Source organism: Fictibacillus phosphorivorans (assembly GCF_007673525.1).
Classification (GTDB): domain Bacteria; phylum Bacillota; class Bacilli; order Bacillales; family Fictibacillaceae; genus Fictibacillus; species Fictibacillus phosphorivorans_C.
Genome location: NZ_VDZU01000001.1, coordinates 2,217,955 through 2,237,735, shown reverse-complemented (window position 1 = coordinate 2,237,735; position 19,781 = coordinate 2,217,955). Strand labels below are relative to the sequence as shown.

At 38.3% G+C, this 19,781-nt stretch carries 16 protein-coding genes; 12 read left to right on the top strand and 4 right to left on the bottom strand.

All coding sequences use genetic code 11. The annotated features are described in order from the left end of the window. Nucleotides 1-117 precede the first annotated feature (117 nt). From FS458_RS11125 to FS458_RS11115, 3 genes are all read left to right on the top strand, one after another. Nucleotides 118-618, top strand: coding sequence for a metallophosphoesterase family protein (locus FS458_RS11125; RefSeq protein WP_144700572.1), 501 nt, complete (start codon nt 118-120; stop codon nt 616-618). A gap of 61 nt (nt 619-679) precedes the next feature. Beyond that, nucleotides 680-1,255, top strand: a complete 576-nt coding sequence (locus FS458_RS11120) for a GNAT family N-acetyltransferase (RefSeq protein WP_144700559.1) — start codon at nt 680-682, stop codon at nt 1,253-1,255. A 71-nt stretch (nt 1,256-1,326) separates the two neighbouring features. Further along, nucleotides 1,327-4,848, top strand: a complete 3,522-nt coding sequence (locus FS458_RS11115; protein WP_144700557.1) for a dynamin family protein — start codon at nt 1,327-1,329, stop codon at nt 4,846-4,848. 146 nt (nt 4,849-4,994) lie between these two features. On the opposite strand, the gene FS458_RS11110 is transcribed toward FS458_RS11115, so the two are convergent. Further along, nucleotides 4,995-6,449 carry a UDP-N-acetylmuramoyl-L-alanyl-D-glutamate--2,6-diaminopimelate ligase gene (locus FS458_RS11110; protein WP_186320524.1) on the bottom strand — a complete coding sequence of 485 codons (1,455 nt, stop codon included), beginning with the start codon at nt 6,447-6,449 and terminating at the stop codon, nt 4,995-4,997. A gap of 128 nt (nt 6,450-6,577) precedes the next feature. Further along, complete coding sequence (locus tag FS458_RS11105; RefSeq protein WP_144700553.1) at nt 6,578-7,735, bottom strand: aminotransferase A; 1,158 nt, start codon at nt 7,733-7,735, stop codon at nt 6,578-6,580. A 161-nt stretch (nt 7,736-7,896) separates the two neighbouring features. On the opposite strand from FS458_RS11105, the gene FS458_RS11100 reads away from it, so the two are divergent. Beyond that, nucleotides 7,897-9,156, top strand: a complete 1,260-nt coding sequence (locus FS458_RS11100) for an MFS transporter (RefSeq protein WP_144700551.1) — start codon at nt 7,897-7,899, stop codon at nt 9,154-9,156. A gap of 59 nt (nt 9,157-9,215) precedes the next feature. Here FS458_RS11100 and FS458_RS11095 read toward each other — a convergent pair whose 3' ends face one another. Together FS458_RS11095 and zwf are read right to left on the bottom strand one after the other, a co-directional pair. Further along, nucleotides 9,216-9,827 carry a cyclase family protein gene (locus FS458_RS11095; protein WP_144700549.1) on the bottom strand — a complete coding sequence of 204 codons (612 nt, stop codon included), beginning with the start codon at nt 9,825-9,827 and terminating at the stop codon, nt 9,216-9,218. A 3-nt stretch (nt 9,828-9,830) separates the two neighbouring features. Then, nucleotides 9,831-11,333 carry a glucose-6-phosphate dehydrogenase gene (gene zwf, locus FS458_RS11090; protein WP_144700547.1) on the bottom strand — a complete coding sequence of 501 codons (1,503 nt, stop codon included), beginning with the start codon at nt 11,331-11,333 and terminating at the stop codon, nt 9,831-9,833. 94 nt (nt 11,334-11,427) lie between these two features. Between zwf and FS458_RS11085 the strand changes: the two genes are divergently transcribed. From FS458_RS11085 to FS458_RS11050, 8 genes are all read left to right on the top strand, one after another. Beyond that, nucleotides 11,428-12,267, top strand: coding sequence for a sulfurtransferase (locus FS458_RS11085; protein WP_144700545.1), 840 nt, complete (start codon nt 11,428-11,430; stop codon nt 12,265-12,267). A 47-nt stretch (nt 12,268-12,314) separates the two neighbouring features. After that, nucleotides 12,315-13,145 carry a PHP domain-containing protein gene (locus tag FS458_RS11080; RefSeq protein WP_186320523.1) on the top strand — a complete coding sequence of 277 codons (831 nt, stop codon included), beginning with the start codon at nt 12,315-12,317 and terminating at the stop codon, nt 13,143-13,145. A gap of 71 nt (nt 13,146-13,216) precedes the next feature. Next, entirely contained in the window at nt 13,217-13,813 is a 597-nt protein-coding gene (locus tag FS458_RS11075; RefSeq protein ID WP_144700541.1) for a trimeric intracellular cation channel family protein, read from the top strand. A 224-nt stretch (nt 13,814-14,037) separates the two neighbouring features. Continuing rightward, nucleotides 14,038-14,892, top strand: a complete 855-nt coding sequence (gene ablB / locus FS458_RS11070) for a putative beta-lysine N-acetyltransferase (protein ID WP_144700539.1) — start codon at nt 14,038-14,040, stop codon at nt 14,890-14,892. Between the two features lie 47 nt (nt 14,893-14,939). Continuing rightward, nucleotides 14,940-16,346, top strand: a complete 1,407-nt coding sequence (locus tag FS458_RS11065; protein WP_370629975.1) for a sigma-54 interaction domain-containing protein — start codon at nt 14,940-14,942, stop codon at nt 16,344-16,346. Nucleotides 16,347-16,505: 159 nt separating this feature from the next. Then, a complete protein-coding gene (ablA, locus tag FS458_RS11060; protein WP_144700535.1) occupies nt 16,506-17,933 on the top strand; it encodes a lysine 2,3-aminomutase in 1,428 nt (475 codons plus the stop codon). A 13-nt stretch (nt 17,934-17,946) separates the two neighbouring features. Further along, nucleotides 17,947-18,219: a YokU family protein gene (locus FS458_RS11055; protein WP_144700533.1), complete on the top strand. Its 273-nt coding sequence runs from the start codon at nt 17,947-17,949 to the stop codon at nt 18,217-18,219. Nucleotides 18,220-18,400: 181 nt separating this feature from the next. After that, on the top strand, nt 18,401-19,768 hold the full coding sequence (locus FS458_RS11050) for an aspartate aminotransferase family protein (RefSeq protein ID WP_144700531.1): 1,368 nt from the start codon (nt 18,401-18,403) through the stop codon (nt 19,766-19,768). Nucleotides 19,769-19,781: the final 13 nt, after the last annotated feature.

The following is a 19,781-nucleotide window of genomic DNA, read 5'->3' as shown; positions in this document are numbered from 1 at the left end:
AAGTCTCCCTTGCTTTTTTGTTTTCGTTTTCTAACTATGTTTAAATAAATCTTATGAAATAGCATTATAAAAAAACAGCCATAAATGATGGTGGCTCATGAAAAGAGGTTTACTGAGTTGAAAAAAATCCTAATAATTTCTGATACACATATGCCGAAAAAAGGAACGATATTTCCTGAACCAATTCGAGACATTCTAAGAAACGAAATTGATTACATTTTTCATGCAGGAGACTGGACAGCTCAATCTGTTTACGAAGAACTTAAAACGTATGCGCCAATTTATGGAGTAAAGGGGAACGTAGACAAAGAGGATTGGAGCAAAACTCTGCCTGAAAAAGTACTTGTTGATATGGAAGATATAAAAATTGCAATGGTTCATGGACATCTTGGAAAAGGAAGATCGACACCAGAACGCGCATATAGAGAATGTGAAGGAGATCAAGCTGACCTGATCATATTTGGACACTCCCACATCCCTTTTCATGAGCGAAAGGGGAATACAATCCTTTTTAATCCCGGTTCGCCAACAGATAAAAGAAGGCAGAAACGGTTTTCATATGGCATTGCAATGATCGATCAGTCATCGATCATACTCAATCATCATTATTTTTCTTGATGCATGACAACCTGTAAAGAAGACATAATAATACAATCATAACTTTTGGAGGAATAAAGCCATGCCAGATGGGGACAACTTCTTCTTTACAGCTAAAAATGGGGAAGAGATCATCTTAAGACCCGTAGAAGAAAAAGATGCAGCAGATATCACAAAACATGTAGAAACGATCGTAAAAGCCGGTAGATATCTTCAAAAAGAGGAGCTTCATTCAGTTTCAGAAGAGATTGAGTTTATTCATGAGGTTAAGCGTAAGGGGAATCTATACACAGCTGTCGAACGAAATAAAAAAGTTGTAGGGATCGCTAGAGTGCTAAAAGGAGAACTTCAAATGAAAAAACACACCGGTGTTTTTAGAACTTGGATTCATCCAGAAGCACAAGGCCTTGGTATTGGAAAAGAACTTCTGGCCCATACGTTAAGATGGGGAGAGACTAACAATCTACATAAGATATGGCTTACTGTTTTTTCTGGAAACGAAAAGGCAGTAAGAGTTTATGAAAAAGCAGGTTTTATAATAGAAGGAAAGCAAAGAGATCAAGTGATCATAGAAGGCAAATTTGAAGATGAATACTTTATGGCGTATTTTTTTAACTCCATTCAAAATAACTCATTCGGATTCCAAGATAATAGATAATCAATGGTGAAATCGCTATCATATATATGGTAAAGTGGATAGTGATACAGTATTGAAGACAGGTGGATACGATGAAGTCAACTGAAAAAGAATTATTGATAACAGAAAAACAGAGATTGATCGGATTATATGAAGTATTTCAAAAAACGGACAATAAAAAAGAAGAAGATCAATTAAGCAAACTATTCCTTAAGGTAGCAAAGGAAGAGTTTGCTATAGCTTTTTGCGGGCATTTTTCCGCAGGAAAATCTAGCTTGATCAATGCACTTTCAGAAACAGGCATACTTCCGTCCTCTCCGATTCCTACAAGTGCAAACATCGTTAAGATGGTAAGAGGAGAGGAAAGAGCAGTTGTTACTCTAAAAAACAAAGAAGTGGTTACATTCCACGCTCCATATGACGTAAATGAGATAAAAGAGCTCTGTAAAGATGCAGAGCTTGTTGAGGAGATAGAGATCTATTATGGCGGTGACGAAAAGAACGTAGAGAATATCGCTTTTTACGACACACCAGGAATTGATTCGACTGACCCTCTTCATAAGAAAGCGACAGAAAACGTCGTCTATCTTTCGGATCTGATCTTTTATGTAATGGATTATAATCATATACTCTCTGAAACGAACATGGCATTCATCTCATCACTGATCAAAAGAGGGAAAGATGTCCGCTTAATCGTTAACCAGATTGATAAGCACCGTGAAGAAGAGTTGAAGTTTACAGCTTTTAAGGAAAACGTGTTTGCCTCTTTTCAATCTCTTGGGATACCGAAAGAACATATCTTTTTCACCAGTGTTAAGAGACAAGATTTGTCGCACAATGACCTAACTGCGCTAATGGCTTATTTAAAAAGAATTGAGCAAAATAAAGACGCCCTTCTTTTAAAACAAGTGAATAATCAGCTTCAGCAGTTTGTACATGAATTTGTAGAAAGAAAAGAAGAAGGTTTAACAACCATTGATGTTGTTAGCCAGAGGTTAGCTTCATTGTCTCAAGAACATGAAGATCTAACAAAAAAGAGATCTAAGATAAAACAGGTCATCAATGAAAAAGAAGAAAGTGTTAAGGACCAACTTATTAATATTCTAGAATCCGCACAATTAATGCCATATGAGACGAGAGAAAAAGCAAGCTCCTTTCTTGAATCTGCTAAAACAGACTTTAAAATAGGGCTATTCTTTTCAAAACAAAAAACAGAGCAAGAACGGACTGTTCGAATAGAAGAGTTATTAGAAATTCTACAGAAATCGATCGATGCTCATATCAACTGGCATGCTCAAAACTTTGTAAGCTCTCTTCAAAAAGAGGTAGACCATAATCTCCCAGATTGGGAACCTATAAAAGCCGACAAAGACATGTTGCATTCATTCATCACACCGGGTTTGTCATCACAAGGGCAAGGTCTTTTAAACTATTGCAACAATTTATCCAATGAAATTAAAAAGAAAGCACGTCAAGAGGTCACAGAATGTATCAATGCTGTTAGAACATCTTTGAACTCAAAAACAGATAATGAGCTATCAAACTTGGAAGAAGAGTTGAACAAGTTAGAAAAAGATCGAAAAAAGCTATATCTTGAGAAAGAAATCGCAGAAAACTGGGATGAGCAAAAACATGACCTTCAAGAACTGCTTTATGAAAATGTGTCTGGCGATCGACCAATAGATGAATTTGAAAGAAAGTTTCTTGCTGAATACCAGCCTCTATCGATCGAGATGTTTAAGGAAAGATTTGATAAAGGACCAATAGAAACGGCGGAAGAACAATTGGAAGAGGAAAATTTTCTTACTTTACATTCAAGTGAAGATTCTCTTCCTCTAGAAACAGAAAAATTATCATTGGCAGCTAAGATACTTAAGCCGGTCGGAGGGCTCTCACATTTAGCTGCTGAGATGGAAGAACTTCACGAGAGACTTGAAAAACGATCGTTTACGATGGTTCTCTTCGGTGCGTTTTCAGCAGGTAAATCATCATTTGCGAACGCATTATTTGGTGAAAGTATTCTTCCATCCTCACCGAATCCTACAACAGCTGCTATTAATGAGATACGGTATCCAGATCGTGAACATCAGCATGGTTCGATCAAGATTGAGATGAAGAGTGAAGAAGAACTAACGCAGGAGCTCAATATGCTCTTGAAAACCTCAAATCAAGAATTAAGCGAGTTACTGAATTCTTCAGATGAGAGATTGGCGTCTTACAAAGCAGGTTACGCTTGGGCTAACGGTCATCTAGGAAAAGTTCTAAATAAAGGGATTTCTGAGATCGGTGAGTATGCTGCCGATGAAACAAGAGCTTGTTTTATAAAAAAAATAACGATTTATTTCAGCTGTCCGTTAACTGAAAAAGGTCTTGTGCTCGTTGATACACCAGGAGCTAATTCGATTCATTCTCGCCATACAGAAGTCGCGTTTGAATATATGAAACACGCTGATATTATCATTTATCTTACCTACTTTAACCATGCCTTTTCATATGCAGATCGAGAATTTTTGATTCAGTTAGGAAGAATTAAAGATACCTTCTCATCAGATAAGATGTTCTTTGCGATCAATGCTGCAGATCTTGCTGAAACGGAAGAAGACAAGAATGATGTTGTGCTACATGTAAAGAACAACCTCCTTGCATTTGGTATCAGAAACCCGAGATTATTCCCGGTTTCGAGTAAGAACGAACTGATCGCAAGTAAGCGATCAGAAAGCGGGTTTGATGCATTTTCATCAAGCTTAACTCATTACATCGAAAATGAGTTGGAAAACACCATGATCAAGAGTGCAAGATCTTCCATAACCCATGCAAACACTGTCATTGAAAATATGATCAAAGAAACAGTTCAGAGAATGGAAAAAGAAGACGAGTATTTAGAGCTTCTTCAGAAGAGAGAAAACACACTGATCAATTTCAGTAATGATTATATTAGAATATCGAAAAAACAATTTCTTCAAGAACAAAAAGAACTTTTGTATTATGTAAGACAACGTGTATTGATACGTTATCATGATTTTTATAAAGAAACGATTCATCCGGCTGCGGTTCAAAGTTCTAAGAGTGCGTTAGCGCAATGCATAGGGGAACTTTTTGGTAAGATCTCGCATGATTTGAATCAAGAGTTCAAAGCATGTTCGTTACGTTTAGATCATTGGATACAAAAAGACATGAAAGAAAAAGTAGCTCATTTGATCTCTAATGCAAGTCAAGGAGGCGTAAGTCTGCAAGAGAGAAATGAAACAGCAGATCTATTTAAAACGCCATCCTTCTTTTTAGATTTTGAGATAAAGGATGAATCGAAACATAAGAGGTGGCTATCTTATTTTAAAAATCCGAAACAGTTCTTTGAACAAAATGGTTCAAACGAACTGAAGAACCACCTTATTGATGAAATAGACAGTGAAGTAGAAAATTGGCTGTGGGAAGCTGATACGAAACTCACACACCACTATGAAACGGTTTTAGTCAACACAGAAAACGAATTCAAGACTCACATGATCAATCAAATTGTCAACTATTTTGAAGAACTAAAGAAGCCTGGTGATCTTGAGGCAAGAATTCAAGAACTGAACAACTCACTTACAAAGATGAAAAAGCTTGAAAAATAATCGTCATTCTTAAGAGTGAAAATGGTTGACCGAATTGTAAGAAGCAAGCATCTAAAACGGAAAACCCATTACAAGATCTAAAAAGCTTTCAAAAAAACAGCACTCTCTTTGATGAGGGTGCTGTTCCTTTTGATTAGTTGTATTTCTTAGATACAAGTCGGTTTGTTTAGCGTTTGGTAGAGCTCTACAGAATCAAGATCAGACGTTGAAGGGTGATTGTATGTTTCTTTATACTTTTCTGGCCCTTTACCCGTAATGATTACTACTGAATTTGCTGGAGCTTCTTTAAGAGCAAAGAATATAGCTTCAGTCCGATCTTCTATGATCACAGGCTGGTGAGAAGATCTAGGAATCGCTTCTTCCGTTTCAAGAAGTAATTGATCACGATCTATACCGTTTAAGTCATCTACCGTCAAGACGGTCTTCGTACTGTATTCTAATGAGATCTTAATCATATCAGTCCGTTTCGATAGATCTCTGTTTCCTCTAAATCCAAAAACATGATAAAGAGGACGATCTCCTGCTTTTTTACTCGCGGCTTCAAGCACTTGAGAAACTCCATCAGGAGTATGCGCATAATCAACGATAACTTCTGTCCCGTTATAGAGTGTGATTTCTTCAAAGCGACCCGGAATTCCTCCGAAACTTTTTAGATATTCAACAGAGTTCTTTATCGGTATCCCATAATCTAATGCAGCTGCGATCGCAGCAGTCGTATTAAGGGCGTTATATTCTCCTGGTAATGGTAATGAAACGGTCACCTGTAATGTTTCATGCACAAGGTTAAAAGAATCAATTCCGACGTCTTCAATATAAAAATCATCAGACTTTCGTTTACCATAGGTCCAAACCTGCAAGTCGTTTTTTAACCGCAGTTCATCCCTTAACCGCTTGCCATACTCACCTTCACTGCAGATAAGGGCTGTCCCTTTATTCTTCAAGTATGAAAACAATTTAGATTTACAGAGAAAGTATGATTCCATCGTTCCATGATAATCAAGATGATCATGAGTTAGATTTAGAAAGATCGCTTGATCATACGTTATCCCATCTATCCTATTCTGTTCGATCCCATGTGAACTAACTTCCATAACTACTACATCATCATCGCTTTCCAAAAGCATCTTCTGAAGGGTAACAGGATCTGGTGTAGTATGTGAACTTTTCACAATTGCGGAATTGATATAATGATATACCGTACCAAAAAGAGCAGAAGTCATACCGTGTACATTGAGGATATGCTGTAATAAAAAGGATGTTGTTGTTTTACCGTTCGTTCCTGTAATGCCCGTCATCTTATGTTTTTTATATGGCTCTTCATAAAAGTAGGAAGCGGCAAGACTTAATAAACGCTTCGTTTCTTCCGCGTATATATAAATACCAGGACCTATGTTCTCATCATATTCACCGATGACAGCTGCCGCACCATTATCAAACGCTTCTTGTATGTACTGATGGCCATCAGCTTGAACACCTGAAATCGCAAAAAACAAGTTTCCGGGCTGAACTTTTTTAGAGTGGGATGTAATGCCTGTGATCTCAGGATCATCCTCAATGGTAGGTTGTATAGATAAGTGACTTAATAAAGCTTTTAACTTCACAAAAACGCATCCTTTGAATAAATTAATTTTAGTTTTTTTCTAATTTAAGTTCTTATTCAGAAACTTTAAATTAACCGTAATATGTTTATGTTAACTTATTCGAAAAAACTGCCCAGTTTGAGGGCAGTTTACTTAAGGGAATTTATAAAGTTTTCTATGCCATCCATACCTTTTTTTAACTGTTCCATAGAAGCTGCATAGGAGATGCGAATATATCCTTCTCCGATAAGTGTAAATGCATCACCAGGTACAACAGCAACTTCTTGTTCTTGTAAAAGTTTTAGTGCAAATTCATAAGAAGAGAGTCCATATTTTTTTATGGAAATAAAGAGATAAAACGCTCCGTTTGGTTTTTCGAACGTGAACCCCATATCGTGAAGGCGATTGTAACAATAATCTAACCGGTCATTATATGCGTTTCGCATTTCGTATGCATCATCTTTACCGTTTGTTAATGCCTCAATAGCAGCTGCTTGAGAGATGGTTGAGGCACAAGTAACGTTGTACTGGTGAACCTTTAAGACATGCTGCATAAGATTACTTGGTCCGAAAAGCAACCCAATTCTCCAACCGGTCATGCTGTGTGATTTTGAAAGTCCGTTGATCACAAACGTTTTTTCACGCATGCCTTCATAGTTCGCGATCGATCGATGTACACCCTCGTATTTCAATTCACTATAGATCTCATCAGATACTACAAAGATTTCTTTGTTTGAGAAGTATTGAGCAAGAGCCTGTAATTCATAATCCTCCAAAACAACACCTGTTGGGTTAGAAGGAGAAGGGATGATGATAGCTTTTGTCCTATCTGTAATATGTTTTTCGATTAGTTCGGGTGTCACCTTAAACCCTGTGTGTGTTGTATCAATATAGATAGTATTCGCACCGCAAAGAGTAATTACGGGTTCATATCCAGGATAGATGGGAGCAGGGAGAAGCACATCATCGCCCTCACTCAATATGGTTCGCAATGTGATATCAATCGCTTCACTTGCCCCGGCCGTTACAATGATTTCAGACGTTGGGTCATAAGCAAGAGCATATTTTTCGTCTAGGAAAGAAGATGCTGCTTCTCTAAGTTCTATGTATCCTGCGTTATGAGAATATACTGTTTGATTATTATGTATCGCTCTTATCGCAGCTTCTTTTACGTGCATAGGGGTCGGAAAGTCAGGTTGTCCTAATGTTAATGAGATCGCGTTTGGGAACTGAGTCACTTCATTAAAGAATTTTCGAATGCCTGAAATTTGTATGTTTTTAGCTCTGTTGTTTAATAATTGTTCCACAAAAAATAACTTCCTTTCTTCGTTTCGCACCAATTGACAAATTTAACGTTGCCATTAGTGTAGCTTTAATTCGTTTCTTGAGTCAATGGGTGGATTTTCTTGTATGGTTTTATGACTTTTTACAATACTAAAGATGTAATAGTACGGTTTTGGAGGAAATTATGGAAGCTAAGAAAAAGTGGGACTTACTTGCACTCGCATCCATTCCCCTTGTGATGACATTGGGGAATTCTATGCTCATACCCGTTTTGCCTGAGATCGGTAAAGAACTTAATATAAGCTCTTTTCAGGTTTCCTTGATCATTACGGTGTATTCGATCGTAGCTATTTTGTTAATACCGATCGCTGGATACCTGTCAGACCGTTTTGGGCGTAAAAAAGTAATCATCCCTAGTCTTTTTATAGCCGGAATCGGAGGATTGATCTGTGGGTGGGCGGCATGGCAATCTGATCATGCATTTACTTTTATACTTATTGGAAGATTTTTTCAAGGTGTTGGTTCTTCAGGAGCCGCCCCCGTCGTCCTCCCATTAGTAGGGGACATGTTTAAGGATGAAGAAGAAGTGAGTTCAGGTTTAGGGTTGATCGAGACATCAAATACGGTTGGTAAAGTATTAAGTCCGATTCTAGGAGCATTTCTTGCAACGATCGTTTGGTTTTTACCGTTCTGGCTCATCCCTGTATTTTGTATTGTTTCTATCTTGTTAGTCATGTTCTTAGTTAAAGTGCCAAAAAAGGATCAAGAAAAACAACCTTTTAAAGAATACTTACAAAACGTAAAGAAAATTTTCCATAACGAAGGAAGATGGCTGTTCGCCATTTTTTTAATCGGTGGCATTATCATGTTTGTTCTGTTTGGTATCTTGTTTTATCTATCGACCATATTAGAAGAGAAGTATGGTGTAAAGGGAGTCATGAAAGGGCTGGTAATTGCTGTTCCGTTATTAGCACTGTCGATCTCTTCATTTATTGCAGGTAAAAAGATCAAACAAAATAAAATTATCATGAAGTGGTGTACGTTTATCTCTATGGCGCTTTTGGGAGGCTCAGTCTTTTTAATCACGTTTACAGAAAACGTCTATTTTCTTTTAGGTGCACTTTTTGTGGCAGGTATAGGAATTGGTGCGGCTCTGCCAAGTTTAGATGCGTTAATCACAGAAGGAATTGAAAAAGAAGCTAGAGGGACGATCACTTCCATCTATAGTTCGATGAGATTTGTTGGTGTAGCTCTCGGACCGCCGATCTATGCGATACTAATGAAACAATCACATGAGATTGTTTTTTATACTTCGGCAGGAGTAAGTATTATTGGAGCCATTGCTGCATTTTTTGCTATCAAACCTGACAAGAAAAAAGGCGGGGGAGATGAAGAAAAGAAAGATTCTAATCCGACTCAGAAATTAAAACCTGCTTTAGAATAAGAATCAATTTTAAAAAAACAAGGGCATTGCATGTGGATCTATGCAAGCCCTTGTTTTTATTATTGTTCAATAAGTACGATTCTTGCAGGAGATGCATCAAGACCTCTTATTTTTAGAGGAGCAGCGACCATTAGATATTCGCCTTCAGGAACTTCTTTTAACTGAAGTCCTTCGATAATGATGATATTGTTTTGAAATAGCTGTTTGTGAGTAGGATGGTTTTCTTGTGCTCTCTCTACTCCTAATGCGTCAATTCCAACACCTGCTATACCGATTTCAGCCAATACTTTAGCCGCATCACTGTTTACATATATGAATTCAAAATTGAACTCGGTGTCCCAAGAATTTTTTGTTTTGAATAAGACAAAATCATCTTTTTGAATACCCTTATCAGCCAGATCTTCAGCCGAAATAAAACCAGTAGAACCTGTTAGATCGATAACTTTAGCTTTTCGAACCAATTTTTCGATCGGAAGAGTTTCGATCGTATCACCGCCAGGAACCATGTGCAACGGAGCATCAACATGTGTTCCTGTATGAACATCCATTGAGATGCGAGTTTCTGTTACATGTGCATTTTGTGCTGTTTTGAACTCGGGTTGTTTTTCAGGTTTGTTCTTATAGACTGGCATTCCCTCAAAGATCGGTAAAGAGACATCATATATTTTCATGAATTAACATTCCTCTCTTACTTTTGTAGGTTCCCACCAAGAATGTCCGTCAGCTTTTAATAGTTCGTCAGCTTCTTCAGGCCCCATGCTTCCTGATGGATAGTGTGTGAGGTTAGAACCTGTTCCGTCTTGCCACGATTTCGTTATACGGTCAATAAAGTCCCAGCTGAGTGCCACTTCATCCCATCGCGTGAAATAAGTAGAGTTACCAAGAAGACAATCGTGCAGAAGCTTCTCGTATGCTTCAGGTGAATTCATTTCTGCTGTACTATTATTGTTGTAAGTCATATCGATCGGCAAGAGATCAGGAGTATCACCTTTTGGTTTTGCGTTAAGTGTAAGGCTAACACCTTCATCCGGTTGAACATGAATTCTTAACAAGTTAGGCTGATAATTTTCTGTGTTCGCATGATAAAGTGCCATCGGACCCTGTTTAAATTGAATAACGATCTCTGTAGATTTTACAGCCATACGTTTACCAGTACGAATATAGAACGGAACGCCTGTCCATCGGAAATTATCAATGAAAAGCTTAGCTGCTACAAATGTTTCTGTTCGAGACTCAGGATCTACGTTCTCTTCGTTCAGATAACCAGGAACTTGATTTCCGTTCATCGTTCCTTCTGAATATTGACCGCGGATCACATTCTTCTTCACCTCTTCTTCTGAAAAGAAGCGCAATGATCGAAGAACTTTAACTTTTTCGTCTCGGATGTGTTCTGGTTTTAATTCACCAGGCGGTTCCATTGCCACCATCATGACCATTTGAAGCATATGATTTTGTACCATATCAAGCAGGGCACCTGATTTTTCATAATAGCCTGCACGGTCTTCAACACCTAATGTTTCACTTGAAGTGATCTGAACAGAGTCAATATATTTATTGTTCCAGATGGATTCAAAGATGGCATTTCCGAAACGGATCACTTGGATGTTTTGAACCATCTCTTTTCCAAGATAGTGATCGATACGGTAAATATCATTCTCATTGAAGCTTTGCTGAATCTCTTCATTTAATTTTGTTGCAGATGGCAAGTCATTACCGAATGGTTTTTCGATTACGATACGTTGCCAACCTTCTGTATTCGTGATTCCTTCTGATTTTAAGAAAGTAGGAATCGTTCCGAAGAACTTAGGAGCCATCGCAAGATAATACAGGCGATTTCCATTCGTTTGATAATCTCTGTCGAGTACGTTCAACAGCTCTTCTAACTCATGATAGCTTGCTTCACTCGTTACATCCATCTTTAAATAATAAAAATGGGAAGCAAACTTTTCTACGATTTGGCGATCTGCACCTTTTGCATGTTCATGAATAGCAGATGCAACTTCAGCTTGAAACTCTTCATGAGAGAATTCTTTTCTTGAAACACCTACAACAGAAAAGTTCTCTTTCATATGTCCCTTTTGATACAATTGATAAAGAGCGGGGAAAAGTTTTCTGTGAGCAAGGTCACCAGTCGCTCCGAACAATACGATGGATGCGTTAGGAATACTATGTATCATCTGTACGTCACTTCTTTCTATCTTTTCTAATAGTTACAGCTTTCCCTAGATGAAGTTAAAATAACGAACCACTTCATAAAACAGGAGGTCAAATATGTCAAATTTCGTAAGTCCTGAATGGGTGAACCAAAAGGTGAACAGTGCTGATATCGTGATCTTTGATTGCAGGTTCACATTAGCTGAACCGCAAAAAGGGTATGAACTGTATAAGAACGATCATATTGAATCTGCTATTTATGTGGATCTTGAGCAACATCTCTCAAGCACAGTTTCAGCCCATGGTGGTCGTCATCCATTACCTTCCGTAAACATACTATCACAATTTTTTAGCCGTTGTGGTGTTGACCAAGAAAAAATTGTTGTCGCCTATGATGATCAATCTGGCAGCATGGCTGCAAGACTTTGGTGGATCTTGAAATACTTAGGACATGATAACGTTTATGTCATGCAAGGCGGCTATACACACTATAAAGAAAAAGGATATGCCATCTCAAGTAAAATGCCTACCGAGAAACCTGCACATTTCACTCCAAAAGTGAGAGTTGAAATGTTGAAGAGTAGAGAAGACGTATTACGTGAAATGAACAAAGAGGATACACTTATCGTCGATGCACGAGAATACAAACGATACACAGGAGAGTTCGAGCCTATCGATCATGTGGGTGGTCATATACCTAATGCGATAAACATCCCCTGGGAAAGTCATATGCAAAAACCGGGCTGGTGGAAAAGTCAGAAAGATCTACAAACGAAATATAATGGTTGGACTGGAAATAAACAAGTTATTGTGTATTGCGGATCTGGTGTAACGGCATGTGTAAACATATTAGCTATGGATGAAGCGGGCTTTACCGATAAATCCCTATATGCGGGCAGCTGGAGTGATTGGATCAGCTATGTTGAAAATCCAATAATGAAAGAAACTACGGATTAAAAATTTCATGTACCGTAATCAATATGATTATTTAGGAGAAAAAAATAATGAAACAATGCGATTTACATACTCATACCACAGCATCTGACGGGACCTATTCTCCTGTAGAAAATATTAGAAGAGCAGTTAAAAAAGGTCTTGGAGCGATCGCGATCACTGATCATGATACAGTGAATGGAATTGGGGAAGCGATGTTAGAAGCGAATAAGTACCCAGGATTTACCGTAATTCCTGGTGTCGAGATAAGTACCTTATATCAAGGCCAAGACATTCATGTATTAGGTTATTTTGTAGATTATAAAGACGAAAATTTTTTAAAAGCATTAAGCAGTCTTACTTCTGTTAGAGATAAAAGAAATAAAATGATTCTTCAAAATTTGAACAACCTCGGAATTCAAGTGAAGGAATCGGAATTAGAAGAGAAAAGACATGGCAAAGGAAATGTAGGAAGAGGGCATATTGCAGAGATTTTGATGGAAAAAGGAATTGTGAAATCACTTCCAGAAGCATTTGAAAAGTATTTAGGAAAAGGGAAAGCTGCTTATGCTTCAACAGAACGCATCTCTCCAATAGAAGCGATTCAATTGATCAAACAAGCAAAAGGAGTACCTGTACTAGCTCATCCAGGTATTTATGAGGCAGATGAACTCATTCCGATTTTAAGTGAGAACGGTTTGATCGGACTAGAGTATAGTCATCCAGATCACACAGAGGAACAAGTAGCTTTTTACGAGGGTTTAGCAGATAAATACTCCTTAATCAAAACAGCAGGAAGTGATTTTCATGGCTTTCGTAACGGCGAAGTTTTCCATGGAGACATAGGCAGCTGTTCAGTCCCCATCAGCACCTTAAACGAATTGAGAAGTTTTAGTAAATAATGCTTGCCAGTCGGCCTAGAACCTTATAAGATTCAATACGGAGCATATTGATTTTGAGAGGAAGAATGGGTTTGACTTGGGATTTATTGAACATCATTGGAACGATCGCATTTGCCATTTCAGGTGCATTAGTTGCAATGGAAGAAGATTATGATATTTTGGGCGTCTTTATTTTAGGACTCGTCACAGCGTTTGGCGGAGGGATATTGCGTAATGTGTTAATCGGCCTTCCTGTAGACACGATTTGGGAGCAGGGACTTCTACTGAAATCAGCACTGGCATCCATGGGGATCGTGTTTTTTATGCCAGAGAGCATGATTCAATTTTCTAAAAGGAGTCTTCATTTCTTTGATGCCATCGGTCTTTCTGCATTCGCGATTCAAGGTGCTATCGCTGCCACAAGTATGAATCATCCCATCAGTGCTGTTATCGTTGCTGCAATCTTAACAGGTATTGGCGGAGGTATGATTCGTGACGTGCTGGCTGGCCGAAAGCCGGTCGTATTGCGTGAAGAAATCTATGCTGTTTGGGCTTTATTAGGCGGTTTAGTCGTTGGTCTAAATATGGTTAATAGCACTGTGGAATATATGATTCTTTTTATTTCTTTAGTTGTGTTTAGAATGTTGTCACTGAAACTCAATTGGAAACTTCCGCATAGAGCTTTATAATATACATCCGGTTTGTTCTAACAGCGTGTAGGTTCTCCGCACGCTCCTTGAAAAGCGAGCAAATGTGAGCGGGACTAGTTCAAAACAACATGTTATACGAATGCAATCTTAACTTAACAGCCTTAGATGAAACCACCCTTTAAACAGAGGGTGGTTTTTTGTGCAGGATTCTAAGCGTATATTATTGAAGTTATGAAACAAGGACATTATAGGAGGCAAAAACCATGCAGACCACATACTACGAAAACAAAAGAATCAATAGGACTCATTTTATAGCAGATACATGTTTTGATTTTTACAGCGAACGCATACGAGCAGACGATTATCGAGGAAACGTCAACTCTTTATCACAATGGCTTGAAGAAGAAGCAGTAATCAATGGATTTCATAAGATCATTGTTAAATCGAAAGGAGATGATCTCTCTTATTGGCAAGAGCTCGGTTATATTAATGAAGGAGAGTTTAGTGGATATTTTAATGGTGCCTCAGCATTCGCCATGTGTAAATACCTTACAAATGACAGAAGAAACAGCGCGTATTGGATAGATGAAGATCGTATTTTAAAAGATGTATTAAAGATAGGAACGGGATCAAAGTATCAGTCTCTTCAAAGCAACTATTCTATAAGGATGGCTGATATAGAGGATGCAAATTCACTTGCAGAGCTTTATGGGAACGTATTCCAAGTGTATCCTACACCTATGAACGATGCAGAGTATGTACGGAAGATGATTCAATCAGGCACATTATTTTGTGTAATTGAGCATGATAAAAGAATCGTTAGTGCTGCTTCTGCAGACGTAAATGAATCGTATCATAACGCTGAGATCACAGATTGCGCGACAACCCCAGAGCACCGAAAATTTGGTCTTATGAAGCATTTGATTGATCAGCTTGAAAAAGAGTTATTTCAAAGAAATATTTATTGTTCCTATTCAATCGCTAGAGCCCTCTCATTTGGAATGAACGCCGTTTTTCATCAAAAAGGCTACAGATTTAAAGGAAGACTAGCGAATAACTGTAAAATTTTTGATAAATACGAAGATATGAACATTTGGGTGAAGGATTTATCGAAATGAGTGCCGAATTTTAGGCATATAGTGACAAAAATTAAGCACTCTTGGTGGTGATCTTTTTGATATCTAAATCATTAGAAACAGCAGAAACTTTAAATGCCATATTAAAGACGATTGATGAGGGTATACATGTAGTTGATGCAGATGGAATTACTATTTTTTATAATTCGGTGGCTGCTTCATTAGATGGTTTAACATCAGACGAGGTTCATCATCATCATGTACTTGATGCGTTTCCTTCCTTAACAAAGGAAACGAGCACATTACTTAAAGTAATAGAAACAGGGAAACCCATCTTTAATGAACATCAATCCTATATGAACCGAAAAGGCAAACAGATCGACACGGTAAATTCTACCCTGCCACTTTGGTTGAATGGAGAACTGATAGGTGCTGTTGAGGTAGCAAAAGATCTTTCAAAGATTAAAGTACTCTCTGAACAGCTGATCGATCTGCAAAAAAAGATGAAAGTTAAGAAAAAAACAAATAAAGATCAACCGCTGGCAGCTTACCACTTCTCCGATATCATAACAGACGACCCTGAATTAAACGCGGTAAAATTACAATGTAACCAAGCCTCTCAAACAAACTCGCCAATCATGTTATATGGAGAAACGGGAACAGGCAAAGAGATGTTTGTTCAAGCGATACACAATTCTTCTAAACGTTCTTCAAATCCGTTCGTCGTTCAAAACTGCGCCGCGATTCCTGGACCACTACTCGAAGGGATATTATTCGGAACAACAAAAGGCAGTTTTACTGGTGCCATTGATCGGCCAGGAGTGTTTGAACTAGCAGATGGAGGCACTCTATTTCTAGATGAACTGAATTCGATGCCTGTTGAATTGCAAGCAAAGCTATTAAGAGTCGTTCAAGAAGGTATTGTAGAGCGCATAGGAAGTCATGTATCAAGAAGTGTTGATGTTAGGATCATTTCTGCTTTAAACGAACGACCAGATGTTTGTATGGAAAAAGGAAAGCTGCGAAGAGATCTTTTCTATCGGTTAAATGTAGTTTATTTCGAATTACCCCCTTTGAGGCAAAGAAAAGGGGATATAGCATTCTTAGTGAAACATTTTGTAGACTATTTTAATCATAACTTTGGAAAAAAGGTAAGAGGATTTACTTCTGAAGCTGAAATTTTCATTCACCGTTATTCTTGGCCGGGCAATGTGCGAGAACTCAAGCACGCGATCGAGCACTGTATGAATTTTGCGGAAAATGATTCTTTGATCGAGTCTTCCTTACTTCCGAAACATGTAACCATTCCTGATGAGATTAGAGGTAAAGTCAGAAAAGAATTATCAAACATACCTTCATTAAGACAAGCTTTAGGAGATTATGAAAAACAGATCATAGAGATGGCACTCCAACATACTTCTGGCAATATCCTTCAAGCTGCAAAAATTTTAGGAGTACCTAGACAAACTCTGCAATATAAAATAAAACAAAAGTGAACTGCCGAAAATTCGGCAGTTCACTTTTGTTTTATTAATTGGCCCACATTGTAAAAAGGATGCATAAACTATAGGATAAATCGTTATATTCTGAACTTTCTGTAAGTTGGCACGCTTCTTGCATAATTGAAGAGTGTAGAAATAAAGGAGGTCATTAGAATGCCTGTAGTGAATGGATTATTCAAACCAAAGAAACATTGGAGTGAATTTGAATTATGGAAAGATGTTACAGAAGAGCAATGGAATGATTGGCTGTGGCAGCTGACTAACACCATCAGAAATTTAAAAGATCTTAAGAGCATCATTAACTTGACGCCAGAAGAAGAAGAAGGCGTTAAAATTTCCACGATGACGATCCCGTTAAATATTACACCTTATTATGCTTGGCTCATGGATCAAGACGACCCAAGGTGTCCGATTCGAATGCAATCCGTTCCGATCGGAAAGGAGATATTAAAGACGAAATACGACTTGGAAGATCCTTTGCACGAAGACGAAGACTCCCCTGTTCCAGGGCTTACGCACCGTTATCCTGATCGTGTTCTTTTTCTTGTAACGAATCAGTGTTCGATGTATTGCCGTTATTGTACGAGAAGACGTTTTTCTGGTCAGATCGGTATGGGTGTACCAAAGAAACAATTGGATGCAGCCATTAACTATATTCGAAACAATCCACAAGTTAGGGACTGTTTGATCTCAGGTGGCGACGGGTTATTAATTAATGACAACATCTTAGAATATATATTAAAGAACTTAAGAGAAATACCTCATCTTGAAATTATTCGGATTGGAACACGTGCTCCAGTCGTTTTCCCGCAAAGGATTACAGAAAACCTATGCAATATTTTAAAGAAATATCATCCAGTTTGGTTGAACACGCATTTCAACACTTCGATCGAGATTACAGAAGAATCTAAAAAAGCGTGTGAGATGCTTGCGAATGCCGGAGTTCCTGTAGGCAATCAATCTGTTATTCTTGCAGGGATCAATGATAGTGTTCCAATTATGAAAAAGCTGATGCATGATCTAGTGAAAATTAGAGTAAGACCATATTATATCTATCAATGTGATCTGTCTGAAGGAATCGGCCATTTCCGTGCACCTGTTTCTAAAGGTTTGGAGATTATAGAAGGTTTGCGTGGTCATACTTCTGGTTACGCTGTGCCGACATTTGTCGTAGATGCTCCTGGAGGCGGAGGGAAGATTGCTGTTCAGCCAAACTATCTCATCTCTCAATCACCTGAAAAGGTAGTGCTTCGTAACTTTGAAGGAGTGATCACTTCTTATCCGGAACCTCAAAACTATCAAGCAGGAAGAGCAGATGCTTATTTTAATGAAGTGATGGGAACAGCCCACATCAAGCCTGCGATAGGAGTTTCAGCACTTATGAGCGATGAAGCTTTCAATCTTGTACCAAAAGGGTTGAAACGACTTGAACGAAGAGAAGATTATGATACGAATCCTGAGCATAGTTCACTAAAAGATAAGCGTGATAAACGTGATGAATTGAAAGAGAAAAAATATAAGTTTGAGCAGACAAAAGACGAAGGAATTTCAGCGACTCCTGAAGAACAAAGAAATGCATAGAGAGGAGGATAACATGAAGTGCTTATGGTGTGAGAGCGAAGAAGCAGAGAAGGCAGGATTAACAGGATATTGGGAACTGCCTGATGGTTCAAGAGCAGTCCAAATAACTGTGATCCCTTCTGTATCCTGTTCTTCTTGCGGCATGGAATATCAAGAAGACCATATTGTGGATGAGATTGAGGATCAACTCATGTTAATTGATACAAAGAAGATAGATTCAACGATTTCCTATACAGAATTAATGAACATACCGAGGTTTTTGAAGAAGAATTATTTTAAGTTGTAACACCAGTAGAGTAAGGGAGTATCTTTTTTTTCAACAAAACTATTCTCTGGAGGTTGGTCGCTAAAATCTTTATTAAGCGAGTATACGAATCGGAGATCAACTGTTTTTTGAGTGCGACAGTGAAGATAGTTTTAAATAAAGATATTCCCTTTTTAACCTTCATGAGGAAGGAGCCTTTTTTATGAGAAAATCACATCTCATCAAACCGGTTCTAGGAAGCGATTACCCTGTTATCAGTCATGGCAAAGGAATCTATTTATACGATAAAAATGGAAAGCAATATATTGATGGCTCGTCAGGTGCGATCACGTGTAATATCGGTCACGGAGTACATGAAGTTGCGGAAGCCATGTGGAATCAAGCAAATCATGTATCTTTCGTTTACCGTTCGCAGTTTACAAGTGAAGCAGCAGAACAATTAGCAGAAAAAATAGCTCATTATGCCCCAGGAGATTTGAATTCAGTGTTCTTTGTAAATAGTGGATCAGAAGCAACCGAGACAGCACTTAAGGTTGCTATTCAGTATTTTCAAGAACAAGGAAACATGACGAAAACAAAAGTGATATCCCGATGGACCAGTTATCATGGAATAACACTTGGCGCACTATCAATGTCGGGTCACAAACTAAGACGACAACGTTTCACGTCATTGCTTGAAGACTTTCCTGCTGCACATCCACCATATTGTTACCAGTGCACATTAAAAGAGACATACCCTGGTTGCGGTGTGAAATGTGCAGATGACTTAGAATCATCGATTCAAGCTATCGGACCAGACAAGATCGCTGCTTTTATCGCGGAACCGATCATCGGCGCATCTGGAGGAGCGATCGTACCACCAGACGAATACTTCGGAAAAATTAGAGAGATCTGTGATAAATATAATATTTTACTGATCGCTGATGAAGTAATGACAGGCATGGGCCGTACGGGGAAAATGTTCGCGATGGAACATTGGAATGTAACTCCTGACATTATTGCGATAGGAAAAGGCATGAGTGCAGGCTATACACCGATGGCCGCAACCATCGTTTCAGACCGAATTATGAACGTGATCGAAGCAGGAAGTAAAGTAGTAATGAGCGGACACACATTTAGTGCAAATCCACAATCTGCTGCCATTTGCCTAGCTGTTATTGATTATATGGAAAGAAATAAACTTCAGGAAAATGCAGTGGATATGGGCCAGTATCTGATCAATCATCTACATCGCCTTCAATGGAAATATCCCTTAATCGGTGATGTAAGAGGCAAGGGTTTATTATGTGGCATTGAATTTGTTAAAAATCCGATCACACGAGAACCTTTTGAGATCACTACAAAAGTAACAGATCGATTATTATCCATCTGTTTTGACAACGGCTTGCTTGTTTATCCTGCGGTAGGGGGAGTAACTGGATTTTCTGGCGACTCTATTCTTTTGTCTCCGCCGCTAAACGTAACGAAAGAACAGATCACAGATATCATGGAGATTCTAGATCAATCCATTGGTGAACTGACTACCCAGCTCATTACAGAAGGTTTATATATTACAGAAGCAACTAGCTGAAAGAGGTGTTGTG